At 28.1% G+C, this 14,022-nt stretch carries 11 protein-coding genes; 4 read left to right on the forward strand and 7 right to left on the reverse strand.

Annotated features, from left to right (window positions below):
- The 3 genes from ACWXVS_RS02920 to ACWXVS_RS02930 form a co-directional block, all read left to right on the forward strand.
- Positions 1-374: hypothetical protein (locus tag ACWXVS_RS02920; RefSeq protein WP_455994977.1), on the forward strand; the 374-nt coding region annotated here is incomplete at its 5' end.
- Positions 375-963: 589 nt separating this feature from the next.
- Positions 964-1,236 (forward strand): hypothetical protein, encoded by a 273-nt coding sequence (locus tag ACWXVS_RS02925; RefSeq protein WP_455994979.1) that lies wholly within the window; start codon positions 964-966, stop codon positions 1,234-1,236.
- 374 nt (positions 1,237-1,610) lie between these two features.
- Positions 1,611-6,305, forward strand: a complete 4,695-nt coding sequence (locus ACWXVS_RS02930; protein ID WP_455994981.1) for a DUF4011 domain-containing protein — start codon at positions 1,611-1,613, stop codon at positions 6,303-6,305.
- Positions 6,306-6,608: 303 nt separating this feature from the next.
- On the opposite strand, the gene ACWXVS_RS02935 is transcribed toward ACWXVS_RS02930, so the two are convergent.
- The 6 genes from ACWXVS_RS02935 to lepA all read right to left on the reverse strand — a co-directional run bounded on the left by ACWXVS_RS02935 (position 6,609) and on the right by lepA (position 12,391).
- On the reverse strand, positions 6,609-6,773 hold the full coding sequence (locus ACWXVS_RS02935; protein WP_455994984.1) for a hypothetical protein: 165 nt from the start codon (positions 6,771-6,773) through the stop codon (positions 6,609-6,611).
- A 207-nt stretch (positions 6,774-6,980) separates the two neighbouring features.
- A complete protein-coding gene (locus ACWXVS_RS02940; protein ID WP_455994987.1) occupies positions 6,981-7,364 on the reverse strand; it encodes a hypothetical protein in 384 nt (127 codons plus the stop codon).
- A 786-nt stretch (positions 7,365-8,150) separates the two neighbouring features.
- Positions 8,151-9,203, reverse strand: coding sequence for an alcohol dehydrogenase AdhP (adhP, locus tag ACWXVS_RS02945; RefSeq protein WP_438340362.1), 1,053 nt, complete (start codon positions 9,201-9,203; stop codon positions 8,151-8,153).
- Between the two features lie 230 nt (positions 9,204-9,433).
- The gene (locus tag ACWXVS_RS02950; RefSeq protein ID WP_438340363.1) at positions 9,434-9,658 is read right to left on the reverse strand and encodes a YneF family protein; all 225 of its coding nucleotides are present in this window, start codon (positions 9,656-9,658) and stop codon (positions 9,434-9,436) included.
- Positions 9,659-9,664: 6 nt separating this feature from the next.
- On the reverse strand, positions 9,665-10,570 hold the full coding sequence (locus ACWXVS_RS02955) for an MSC_0882 family membrane protein (protein WP_455994990.1): 906 nt from the start codon (positions 10,568-10,570) through the stop codon (positions 9,665-9,667).
- 24 nt (positions 10,571-10,594) lie between these two features.
- Complete coding sequence (gene lepA / locus ACWXVS_RS02960; RefSeq protein ID WP_455994992.1) at positions 10,595-12,391, reverse strand: translation elongation factor 4; 1,797 nt, start codon at positions 12,389-12,391, stop codon at positions 10,595-10,597.
- Positions 12,392-12,462: 71 nt separating this feature from the next.
- Here lepA and ACWXVS_RS02965 point away from each other — a divergent pair, with 71 nt between their 5' ends.
- The gene (locus tag ACWXVS_RS02965) at positions 12,463-13,326 is read left to right on the forward strand and encodes a diacylglycerol kinase family protein (RefSeq protein ID WP_455994995.1); all 864 of its coding nucleotides are present in this window, start codon (positions 12,463-12,465) and stop codon (positions 13,324-13,326) included.
- A gap of 125 nt (positions 13,327-13,451) precedes the next feature.
- Here ACWXVS_RS02965 and ACWXVS_RS02970 read toward each other — a convergent pair whose 3' ends face one another.
- A complete protein-coding gene (locus tag ACWXVS_RS02970; protein ID WP_455966167.1) occupies positions 13,452-13,799 on the reverse strand; it encodes a hypothetical protein in 348 nt (115 codons plus the stop codon).
- Between the last annotated feature and the right edge of the window lie 223 nt (positions 13,800-14,022).

Consider the following 14,022-nt stretch of genomic DNA (forward strand, 5'->3'; position numbering starts at 1 on the left):
ATAGAACTAGAAATGTTACTATGGCAATTTATTATAGAACAAAAGGTTCAATAATCTCTTTAAAAACTCTTTACAGACGCACTTTAAAAAGGGGCTATGCAACAGAGCACTCGCACAAAGCGACTAGAAAAGAAGCTAAAAGAAACGCAAAAAATATTTTAAATAACACAATTCCAGAAACAATATTTTATTATGCAATAAATAGTAAATTAGAGAATCTTAAAACAATAGAAAAAAATGCAGTAATAAAAAATACCTGGAAAAATCTTTCTCCAGGTATGATCGTGGGATCGATGCTACGCCAGACACAATGGGATTGGGTGAAACTTTTCATACTTACCACGCTATTGATCCTGCCACTAGTAGGCTTTTAGCAGTCCGTGTGTCTAAAGAGGAAACCGATATTGCTTATATGAATCTGCTTGAAAAACTTTTTAGAACACATGGAATTCCGCAGATTATAAGGACCGATAAGAGAACAATTTTTTGAAAAAAGAGTTTTCATGTACACCTATTACTGAGTATTTGCAATCCTTAGGCTTTAAAGTTCAAACTTCTAGTGTTTTGCAATTTAAGTCTTTTGTTGAAAGGTCTTTTAAAATTGCTCAATTAAATTATCCCATATGCTTTAAAATAAAGAATATAAAACATTGAACAGAAATTAGTAAAATTGAAGACCAATTAATAGATTACTTTAATTTTATATCTCCAAAATTAAAAAAGAAATAGCGATAAAAACTGTTTTAGAAAAATAACTGAAGGCGATCCTGGTTGGTATGTTGATTATCATTTTAAAAACAAAAGTCATTTTGGTGCAGTTAAGTACCTAAACGAATATTATGGCCCAGTTGATATTGACGGCAATAGAGTTAATTTTTCAAAGAAAATAAAAGTTTTATTTTGTATGAACTCAAGCGGTAAATATTTTTTTCAAAACTCCGGAAAATCATTACAAAGCAAGCAGTGATTTATACTAACTTTAACTCACAAGAGATTTTTTTAATAGGTAAAAATCTTGACGTTTGAGACGATTTGACTTATAAATTGAGTTTGATAGTCGTAACGCATAAGTCAGTAGTTTCGACATTTACGAACAAGTTTAATTACTTGATTAGAAATTTAGAAAGATTTAAATTAAATACATCGGATTTAAAACAAGAAATTAACCACTTAAAATCAATGTTTAAAAACGCAATTAAAGAAGTGGATAATAACCTATCTGAATACTTTAAGTAGATTTTTAATTCTATTCTATTGTCCGCAAAAGTGGGTTTAAAAAATTTTGTTTACCAACCAATCAAAATATGAATAAAGCTTAAAAAATAAATTTAATATCATAAGTTTAATAAACATTTTTAAACTATAAAAATGTTGCGATTTGATTAAGAATTAACATGCAATTTAACGCATAAAAGTAAAAAAAGTGCCGTTTTTTTAAGCAAATCAGCACTTTTTGTATATTTTTATAATTAGTTATAAAATTATAAAAATCATTAAAAGTTTAAGCTGTATAAAAAAATCATTATTGAAAGTATTTTAAACATAAAACCAGCAATAACAATCTAAATTTAATACAGTATTAAATGTACATAGAAATGGGATTAAAAGACATGATCGATAATATCAAAAAAGAAAAACTAATAAAAAATATTAATCATTGAAAAACAAAATTACTTGACTTAACTTTAAGAAACAAATCCTTAAATATTGGTATCTCTTTAAAAAAGACCATTCCCAATAAATTAAAAATAGTTTATCCTGACTTTTATTCATTACTAGAATTGTTCAATAACACTGAAAAAGAAGTATTCCCATTGGCGATTTATGACCAAGTTAGAAAATATACAGAAAGCCAATACGGATATGAAGCTTTATATTCACATAATTTAGAAGATATTGAGCAACAAACAACTATCAAGAAAAATCAACTTTATCCAGAATTTGGTGAGTCTATATTTTTAGAAACAATTAAGAAAATTGAGAAAAAGGCAAGAACTTTTAGAGAGGAATATTCAATTGATATTGCTTATATGACATTTGGTTTAGTGAAGTGATACGAGTCAACAACTTCATATGAGCCAAATTACGCTCCTTTATTATTCTATCCAGTAGAAATTAAAAAAGATAGCAATACATCAGGTTGAAGAATTACAAGAAAAGCGGAAAATGATTTTATTCAAAATGAAACATTAGTACGTAAAATGAAAAATAGTTTTAATGCTGACTTTACATTTGAACCTTCAAATAATAATGCCAATGAAATGTTTGATGAATATGCTGAAAAAATTCTAGGCCAAATTAGCGATAAAAGATGAGAAATTACAAAAGATATTTATTTATCTACATTTGATTTTAGTAATATATACATCTACAAAGATATTGAACAAAATATTGAAAAAATATCTGAGAGTGAATTTTTCAAAAGAATGATCAGCGCTGAAATTGACGATGCAACAGATATATCTAATATTAATGAAACAAATATAAACCAAAAGATTGATATTCAAAATCAATATAAAATTCTTAACTCAGATTCTTCACAAGAAATCGCCATTCAAAATGCCATTGAAGGAAAAAGTTTCATCTTACAAGGACCTCCCGGAACAGGTAAATCCCAAACAATTACAAATATTATTACCGAACTTATAACAAGAGGTAAAAAGATTCTTTTTGTTGCTGAAAAAAATGCTGCTCTTCAAGTCGTTTTCAACAATCTTAAAAAAATTAAATTGGAAAAGTATGCGATGCCTATTCACGACACAAAAGTCGATAAAAAAGAAATATTAAGAGATATTAATAAATCAATCGAAGAGGCAAGATTATATGAAATCGATGACAACAATATTCAAACATTGATTTCTAACTATCGAAGAAGCAAAGAATTTTTAGAAAAATATGGAGAAATCTTATTAAGAAAAAGAGAACCTCAATACAAAAATCTTTACGAATATATTGGTAAATATTTTTCATTAAATGACTTCCCAAACATAAGATTCAGTATTAATAATATAATGTCTATTAATGGTGAAGATTTTGAAAATATTAGGAATACAATTCAGTCATTTGAACATTCACTGAAGAACATAGATTTTAATTTTAAACAACATCCATGGTACGGTTTATTAAAGGATACAATTAAATTTAAAGAAAAAGATGAGATTGAGGAAAAACTATTTTTCTTAAAAGATCATTCAAAAAATATTGCTACTTGAATCAAAAACTTGAATATTTTTGCACAACCAAACGACTTTTATAATGAATTTTCTAAACATACTTTAAATATAAAATTTGTTGCAAACTTCATTGAAAATAATAACTTCAAGGATATTTCAAACTATTTAAATGGCGGTATTGATTTAGAAATAATAAATTTAAAAGAAATTATTAGTGTGTTCAATGACAAAACCGCTAAATACGAAACCCAATCTAAAATTTGAAAGAATTTAGAATTTTTTGAAACTAATGATGCTATAGAAGTTTATTCAACACTTAACAAAAACAAATTTAACCCATTTAGGGTTTTTTCAAAAACGTGAAGACAATACAGAAGTTATTTCAAAAAGCAAAATGTATATGAACCTGAAAATCTGTGAAAATTAAGAACCCTTGATGAAGCTAAAAAATTCGCTGAAATAAAAGAATTGGACACAAAATTTAATGAACTAATAAACAAAATAAATCTAAATTTAGACAACTTCAATATTGATAAAGTTAATGAAGTTTTAACCAGTCTTGAGTTTATTAAACAAAATAATAATGATATCCTAACAATATTCAATGCGTATGTAAAAACTTATAATCAAAACAAAGAATCAATAAAGACAAATATAAATAATTTAAACACACTATGTGAAAATATTGAATTTCTTGGTTCCTTATTCGACAATAATATTGTAAATTTTAAAACAGTATCACTAGATGATTTTCTATCTAAAACAATAACATTATTGACAAATATGGATTCAATAACTAGCTACATAAGTTTCATTAGCGCAAAAAATAGGCTTGCCGATTTAGGTCAAAGTTCTTTCATTGAAGCCATTATTTCAAACAATATAGATAGCAATTTTGAAAACATTTATCTTAGAAAATTCTATGAAAAACTAACAAAAACTATTATTCAAACTGAAATTTCAAATGCAGATACAGTTTTACTAAATCAATGTGTAAATGTATTTAAAGAAAAAGACAAAGAAGCTAATACTTTGGCAAGAGATAAAATTATTTTAGAAAATGATAAAAGAATTAAATCTAGTTTATTCTTCGCCGCTGCTAATAGTCAGTATATGTTGCTTAAAAAAGAAAGCAGTAAAACTCGTGCCATTATGCCTTTTAAGAAGTTTTTTGAAAAAGCGCTTGAACTTATTTTAAATATAAAACCTTGTTTAATGCTTTCTCCTCTAACAGTAAGTAACTTCTTTAAAGATGTTGAATATACATTCGATACAGTTATATTTGACGAGGCATCTCAAATTAGACCCGAAAGTGCTATAAGTTCATTATTTAGAGCTAAACAAGTTATAGTCGTTGGAGATAAAGAACAAATGCCTCCATCAAACTTCTTTTCATCAGCAGAAAATGAAGAAGGTTTTCTTGAAGTCGAGGATTCAACAGATAACTTTTCAGATGGCTATGATTCACTTTTAAATTTAGCTGAAGCTAGCCTTAACTCAATTAGACTAAAATGACACTATCGTTCAAAATTTGAAGAATTAATTTATACATCAAATAAAGAAATTTATAAAGACTTAATAACATTCCCTAACTCTAAACAACCTAATGATATCGAAGGATTAAGATTCCTTTACGCAAAACCAAATAAATATATTGGCGAAACAAACACATTATTTGAAGAAGCAAGGAAAACAATAAAAGACATTATTGAAAAGTATCAAAATAAATATTCAATCGGTGTTGTTGTATTTAACGCCGAAATCTTAAATCAATTTGAAAGAGAAATGGATAAATTCATTCATGATAATCCACATTTAAAATTTTATTTTGATGAAGATAGAGAAGATGCATTTTTTGTTAAAAACATTGAAACAGTTCAAGGTGATGAAAGAGATATCATATTATTCTTGCTAGATAATAAAAGGAACGCAAACGGTGAAGTTAGTGTAAACTTTGGAGCAATAAATAACAGCGAATCCGGATATAAAAGACTTAATGTTGCAATATCTCGTGCCAAAAAAGGTTTAATTCTTATATCATCATTCAAAAGTCATGAAGTTAATTGATTCAGAAGTGAACAAAGAGGTGTTAAACTTCTTGAAAAATTCATTAAAAACGCTGAATTCGGAATAAACACCTTAGAAGATTTAAAAGAAACGAGCGGAGGTGTTGAATCACTTTTCGAACAACAAGTTTATGATAAACTTACTGAGCAAGGTTTGACTTTAAAAACACAAGTCGGATCATCAGGATTTAGAATTGATTTAGCAGTGGTTCATAAAAATAATCCAAACAAATATATTCTAGGAATAGAATGCGATGGATCAACCTATCACTCTTCAAAAACAACACGTGATCGTGATAGATTAAGACAGGAAGTGTTAGAAGCAAGAGGTTGAAATATTCACAGAATTTGATCAACCGACTGATTCAAAAACCCCGATGCACAAGTTAACATTATTTTAAATAAATTGCAAGAATTATATAACAACACTAATTCGACTGACGAATCAGAAGACAACGAAGAAATGATAAAATCATTCACAATAGAGCTAAATGAACATGAAAATGAACAAGCAACTTTCCCAGCATTTCCTGATCTAGATAAATTTATTGAAATGAATAGTTTAAAATTTTTAAAATCATATCAAGGAGAAAGAAGTCTTATTATTGCTCAACTATTTTCAGTTGCAGGTGCATTGCCTTATAAAACTTATGAAGGTATCGTTAAAAAATTGCTACGCGAAGATCGTTTAACAAATGGTGTTAAAATGTTAGCAAGCAAATTAGCATATGGACTGGGTAGCAAAGATGAATACCTATTCATAGTTCCTTCTTTCCCTGATTTCAATTTTAAATTTAGAGAAAGCTTTTCAAAAGAAACAAAAAGATCAATTTTTGATATCCATCCATATGAATTGCGTGATCTATTTATAACAATATTAGAAAATTCTTATATTACAATTAGCTTAGATGATTTCTGTAGAGAATTATCAAATAGAATTAAAACACAAGTTTCAAACCTACAACAAAAAAATTACGTTCTTGATATTTTAAACAAAATGGCAAAAGAAAGAAAAATTCAAAAATTAGATGATGAATTATTCAAAGCCAATGATAAACTCGACTAATAACTAATCAAATAAATTCAATATAAATATTCAAAATTATTTCCCAGTTTAAGTATAAAAAAATACAAATACATCTTAAATTAAGGCGTATTTGTATTTTTATTATTATTTTTTAACTACAATTATTAACCGCAATATACAGATATTAAACAATCTAAGCACCTACTCCTCCTTTAAAATAAATGAAACAAATTATTAAAAATAGAAGAAAAATTAAAATTTCTTTTTTTATCATAATCGTACTGGTTCTTTTTATTTTTTCAATATTTAATATTGACACCAAAACATTTATATGGAGCTCTCTTATCTCATTATAAAAAAGATAACAAATATTTTTGTTGCCTTATCGGGGTTCTTAGGAGTTATTTCAATATATTGATTTGCAAAGAAAAAAACAACGGTATATTTAACCGAAATACTCAATGCAATTTTATACGCATTCTTTTCATTTGCAAATGGCTTAGTCATTGATGGAATTCTATAATTCATTTATATAGCAATATTGATATCGATATTAATTAATAAAAAAATCAAGAAAAATTTCAAAATAAGTGAGCCAAGAAGTTCATTATATTCGTCACTATTATTTGCGTTATATTTTTTAATTTTCTTTGTAATATTTTACTTTTCAAACCCATTTACCAACAATATATTAGGAAAAATATTCAATATAAATTATTTAGAATTTGGCTCAAATTTTAAATATAAATTAGTGTCTGCTATACTGTTAGCAACATTAAATTCAATATCAGTAGCCGCTTCAACAATAATGGCGTTAGATTTTAAAGATTCGTAAATTGTATGATGTTTAAAAAGCATAATATGCCTTGCGTTTTTCTCTGGTGTTGCCTTTCCAAATTTCGATACTTTGATCATAAACATTATGCATTTTTCAATTTCATTATATCTATATTTTGCAACTTCAAGGAGAACAACATTAAGAATTACATTTTCGGGAATGGGAGCAAGCAAAAAATCTACTGTTATAAAAAATATTGCTCTTTTTCTAAATGAGCACGGTATTAAAATTATTGACAAAAGACTGACTGATACAAGCATTTTTCTAAACTATATGAATGATTTGAAAAAGAATGGGTATAAAACCAAAAAATATTTTTCAAGTATAGACTAGAACAAATTAAAAATATGCAACAATTTGACAAGTGTTTAATTGATAGACATATGATTGATGACTTTTTATTTCTAAGGTTTTGATCAATATGAATTTTTTTACAAAATCACAAAAAATTAAATGAAATTTATTTTATAAAACCAAATACAAATTCCTTTTATTAATACAACTAAAAATTGATATATGCTTTGCAATTCTAAGAGATTACGAATTCATACATAATAATAGAAAAAACGCCAGCTTAAGTCACAAAGTAGAGTTCGAAAGATGAAGAAGATCGGTCGAGCTAAAAAATGATTTATTTTTAAAAAATGTAAATAAAGAATATTTATAAGATAACGGAGTACTGGGAAAAATATTGGCTAAAAATCTTAATTACTTCTCTAAAAAACATTTTGTATTCATAAATACAGAATATTAAATTTCCAGCGAATACATCAAGAAAATAATAGAAGAAAAAATGAATAAAAATTTATATAGTTTAATGAGGTAAAAATATTCAGGGTCCGAATTTTTTTATGAAAGGATTTAAGTGAAAATAGTTTAATTCTATTTCGCACATAATAAAATCACCGATAACATTTTACTATATATAATAGATAGATCATTTTTGTTACAATTTAACATTTATATTCATTTTTTAAAAATACTACTCATATTAATTGAGTAGTATTAGAGACTTATATTATTCTACTTGGTATATTTTTAAAAAATTATTTTGTTCTAAAATCAATAACTGCTCTTCCGAGAAATTCGCCTTTTTCAAGTTTTTCAAAAATTTCTTCAACATCTTCAAGTTTAACAATTTTTGTAACTTCTGATTTTACCTTTCCCTCAGCTGCATATTCAATGGCTTCTTTAAGATCTTGTCTAGTTCCTACAATTGAACCAACCAATTCTTTTTCTAACAGAACAGTTCAAAAAATAGAAACATTAATATCAACCTTTCCCATAGCATCCTTGGCCGGCAATCCCACCAAAACTTGGCGCCCACCACGCCGTAATATTGCCATTCCTTGTTCGGCTGCTGTCGGATGTACTGAAGTGTTGATAACAGCATGGACTCCACCGTTTGTTAACTGCATAATTTTACTTATAAAATCAGGATCTTTTCGTGAATTAAAGGCAGCAACCGCCTTACTCTTCAATGCTAAGTCAACCTTATCATCGCTAATATCTATTCCAATAGCCTTATATCCCATCGCATTTGCATATTGAATCGCAAGTTGCCCTAATCCACCAACACCTATAACCGCTACATAATTATTAGGTTTAATGTTAGTTCTCTTTAAAGCCTTATATGTTGTAACACCAGCACAAATAATTGGCGCGCCAGAAACAATATCAAATTTTTCAGGAATAATTGCTACATAATCCTCATGACCAATAGCATATTCAGCAAATGTGCCATCTTTTGTATAAGCAGTCATATTTTGGTTAGGACATAGAGTTTCTCTTCCGGTTAAACAAAACTCACAATGGCCGCATGTGTCATGAAGCCAAGCCAAACCAACACGATCACCAACTTTAAGTCTTGTACATCCTTCTCCAAGTTCACTAACAATTCCGATCCCTTCATGTCCAGGAATGAGTGGATATTTTGGATCTACTAATCAATCAGCATTAGCTGCATGCAAATCAGTATGGCATATTCCGCTTGTTTCCATTTTTATTAATACTTCCTTATATTTGGGTTTAGGAATAGCCACTTCTGTTATCGATCAATCCTTTGGCCCCCTCACAACAAATGCTTTCATTTTTGTCATTCTAATATACCTCCAAAGTTATTTACATTTAACTTAAATTATATCAATAATATTCTAACTTATCATATTTTAAAAATGTCGATTTGATATTGTGTTTGTTGTTAGTAACTATACTCATAACATTCAAAAAAATATTTAATAATAAATATCAATAATGCATATTAAACACAAAAATTTCATAACGCATGAACAAATAATAAAAATAGAATGTGCTCATTATTTGGCACACTCTATTTTGCTTGTTTCATCGAACGCATTACGCTTCTAATTTGCGCTTCAGAAGCCTTGCGACCCATTTGTTGAAACATAACTCTAATCATCTTTTCATTGATTGGTGGGTTTTCTTTTAATTGCTTTTCAAATTTTTTCTTTGTTATAAAAATAGCTAAAATAGCACCAGCAATTCCAAATATGATAGGTAAAATTACTAATAAAACGATTCCTCATACAGGCATAATATTTTATCTTCCTCTCTTCATAATTCTTTTAACAATTAATAAAATTATAATAGGTATAACTAAAAGCACTAACACACTTATAAAAAAAATTTTAGCTCAAAACTTATGTGCTTCTGCTCTTATTTTTGATAGTTCTGTATTGCTCATCACGTCACTACCAAAAAAAACTTGAATATCAACCATTCTTTTTTTTCTTTGGATTGTTCCAATAATAAATAAAAGTAAAACCCCAAGCATTATTCCACAAAGAATATAAATAACTAAATTTGGGTCAGAAAAAGCCTTGCGTATTCAATCTTTAAAGTTCAGAATTCATCACTGAGCATCCTTAAGGCCTCAAAAGGCAAGAGTAAATAAACCCACATAAAATAAAATCGCAACAACAAATCATGTAATTCTAACTTGTCTTCTCATAAGTTTTTCATACAATGAGGCAATAAAAGGTGGAGCAAAACTAATTCCTTGTTTTATTTTTTCACGATAATCATCAACAGACTTAGATAGTGCATTCAGGTCTATTACATCCAAAATAAGTAAGACTAACGATATTAATCCAAATAGGATTGGAGAAACATATCACCCTCATGGGACTAATTTAATATCTTGGCTTAGATAATTAGAAAATAATGAGGGTGCAAATGCAAATAATAAGCAAGATATTAATGCCAAAAAAAATACAAATAAATAAGCTGATATGCTAAACTTTTTTAATGATTTTTCAGCTCTGAAAACCTTATATATTCCATTTGGTATTAATCCTTCAGGGTCGAGAGTTTTTTTAATGTTGGAACTTAATGATTTTGTCTTGATTTCTGCACCTGACATATTATTAACAGTTAACATTTCAGAATATTTTGCAACTACATCGCTACTTTGAGAACTATTGGTTATAATTGGTTTTAATTCCATAAAAGCGCAGTCCTTTCTCATGACCTATTTTTTATTGTTATCTGTTTTTAAGATTGCTAAAAAAGCTTCTTGTGGCACCTCAACACTGCCGATCTGTTTCATTCTTTTTTTGCCCTCTTTTTGCTTCTTTAGCAATTTTTGGCGTCTTGTAACATCTCCGCCATAAAGTTTAGCAGTTACGTCCTTACGATAAGCCTTAATTGTTTCTCTTGCGATAATTTTACCACCAATCGCCGCCTGAATCGGAATTTCAAAATTTTTTCTTGGTACTACCTCCTTAAGTTTTTCGGCTAATTCACGACTTTTATTGTATGCGAAATCACGATGAGCAATTAGCGCTAAAGCGTCAATTTTTTCCCCATTCAACATTATATCTACCTTAACAAGATCACTTTCTCTTAAGCCAATATGTTCATAATCAAAAGAAGCATAACCTTTTGAGTAGCTTTTCATTAGATCAAAAAAATCGAATATAGTTTCATTTAGTGGAAGTTCATATATTAAACGTCTTCTTTTTTCATCTAAATACTCAATATTAATATACTTCCCTCTTTTTGATTGACAAAGTTCCATAATAGACCCAATATATTCCTCAGTTAACATAATTGATGCTCGGATATATGGTTCCTCAATAGTTTTAATATAACTACGATCAGGAAATAATGAAGGATTGGTAATATATTCAACCTCACCATTTGTTAGAGTAACAACAAATTCCACAGAAGGGGCAGTTGCTAATATATCAATATTAAATTCTCTTTCAAGTCTTTCTTGTAAAACGTCCATATGTAATAGACCAAGAAAACCAATTCTAAAGCCAAATCCAAGGGCCTTTGAGGTTTCGGGTTCTCATATTATTGAAGAATCAGAAAGACTAATTTTTTCTAAAGCGTCCTTTAAGGCGTTATAATCCCTGTTATCAACGGGGAAGAATCCAGTATAAACAACAGGCTTCATTTTTTTATATCCAGCAAGAGGATAATCGACAGGATTATCTAACAAAGTTATAGTGTCACCAACAGCGACATCCTTAACATCCCTAATTGATGCAGTGATCCAACCAACTTCACCGGCAGAAAGTTTATCTCTTTTTTCTTCATAAGGATTCTTAACACCTAATTCTGTAACCATATATGATTTTTTGGTTTGCATAAAGTAAATGGTATCACCTGGTCTTACTTCACCATTAAAAATACGCGTATAGATAACAACCCCTCGATAATTATCAAAATAACTATCAAATATCAAACCTTTAAGAGGCTTGTTGGGATCAGCTTCTTTGGGAGCAGGTATTCTTTCAATAATTGCTTCAATAACATTATCGATATTCTTTCCTGTTTTAGCTGAAATTAAAATTGCATCACTTGCATCAATGCCAATTATACTTTCGATTTCTTTCTTAACTCTTTCCGGTTCTGAACTGATTAAGTCAATCTTGTTTATAACCGGTATTATCTCAAGATTATTTTCAATGGCTAAATAAACGTTAGCTAATGTTTGTGCTTGAATACCTTGTGTTGCATCAACTAATAAAATAGCCCCCTCACAGGCTGCTAGACTCCTACTTACTTCATAGGTAAAATCAACATGACCAGGTGTATCGATCAAATGAAAAATATAATCCTTATATTTAATCTGAACAGCATTTAATTTAATAGTAATCCCTCTTTCCTGCTCCAGATCCATCGAATCTAGAATTTGAGGTTTTGATTCACGCATTGTAATTGTATTAGTTTGTTCCAAAATACGATCTGCTAATGTACTTTTTCCATGGTCAATATGTGCAATTATTGCAAAGTTTCTAATTTTAGGATTCGTCATATTTTTATAATTATAAGTTTAAAATGGATTTTTAATACTTTTTTCTAATGATATTATTATATAATACTTCCATGCTATACGTTTTATATAACTCATTATCAAAAACAGGTAGAAATCAATCGAAAATATTCAATATTGTTTCCAAAATCGTCAAAATAATGAACGAGGATTCCTTAAAAATTATCAATGTAGCAAGTAGCAATAATAACAATTCCCTGCTAGACCGCCTTACTAACGAGGATAAAATTATAATCATTGGTGGTGATGGTACTCTAACACATATTATTAACACTTTAAAACAATCGTGTGCTAAACCAGAAATATATGCATATAAGGCGGGTACGGGAAATGATTTTGTGCGAAATGTTAAGGTCCACCATAAACCAGAAAAAAAATCGCGACATCTTTACAAAATTAATGAGTTTATTGAAAAATTGCCAATAATTAAGTCAGGTAATACATATAGATATTTCTTGAATGGAACTGGTTTTGGAATTGATGCTCTAATTGCTAAAACTGTTAATGAAAAAAAGAAGTCAGGTGCAAGGGGTTCTTTTTTTCGAACAACAATTGAATGTTTAAAAAAATATAAGAGATTAAACAACATAAAGATTACTGTTGATAAAAAAGAGTATTTTTTTAATAACATAAATCTTGTTTCAGTAATGAATGGGCCTTATTATGGCGGAGGAATGAAAATTGCTCCAAATGCTGATATACTATCTGATAAATTATGTGTTATTGTCGTGCATGATTTAGCAATTACAAAACTTCTCGGTGCTTTTATGCTAGTCTACTCAGGAATGCATACTGCAATAAAAAACGTTGAACAAATATTTGGCAATGAAATCAAAATCGAAAATATAACCAATGATTTTTCGCAAATTGATGGCGAAATATTTGAAACTGGATCTATTATAGAATTTAAAAAATAATTTTTTTTTTTTTTTTTTTTGCTACAACTTAAGCTTTTAGAAGTTTTTATAACCAAAACAAGTTTAAACTACAAAACAATAATTAAAAATATTTGGACAAATATCCAAATATTTTAAAATTTTCATTAAATATTATAAAAAGGCAGGCTAGCAGCAGCAGCTGCATGTGAGGCGAGACCAAAAATTAATGAAATAATTAAAATTGGTAATATTAATGAAACAACAATACCACCTATCGCCAATCCTTTACCAGATCCTCCAAGATTCTTAGATTGTACAAGACCAACAATACTAAAAGCCAAACCTAATAAAGGAATAAAAAACGCAAAAACCAATCCAAGAATCGCAAAAATATTGTTTTGTGTATTATTCTTTACTTGCTTATTAGAATTGTTAGAAAGATTTGCGCTGCAAATTGGACAAAACTTAACATATTCATCAAAATGCTTATTACATTTTCCACAGAATTTCATATTTTTAATATCCTTTCAATATATAAATAAATATAACATTATTAAATGTTCCATATAAATAATACTATATATATATATATATATATATACGAATATCATCTAAAACAGGGCACTTTTTAGCTTTTTCTAGTGATTTTACTATCAAGAAGGCAGTTGTTTATTGAAAGTATTCTATTGATTTATTTCCTATGTTTATCATAAAATTTTTATGTTTTAGAAAACA

The sequence above is a fragment of the Mycoplasma sp. 327 genome, assembly GCF_053851655.1.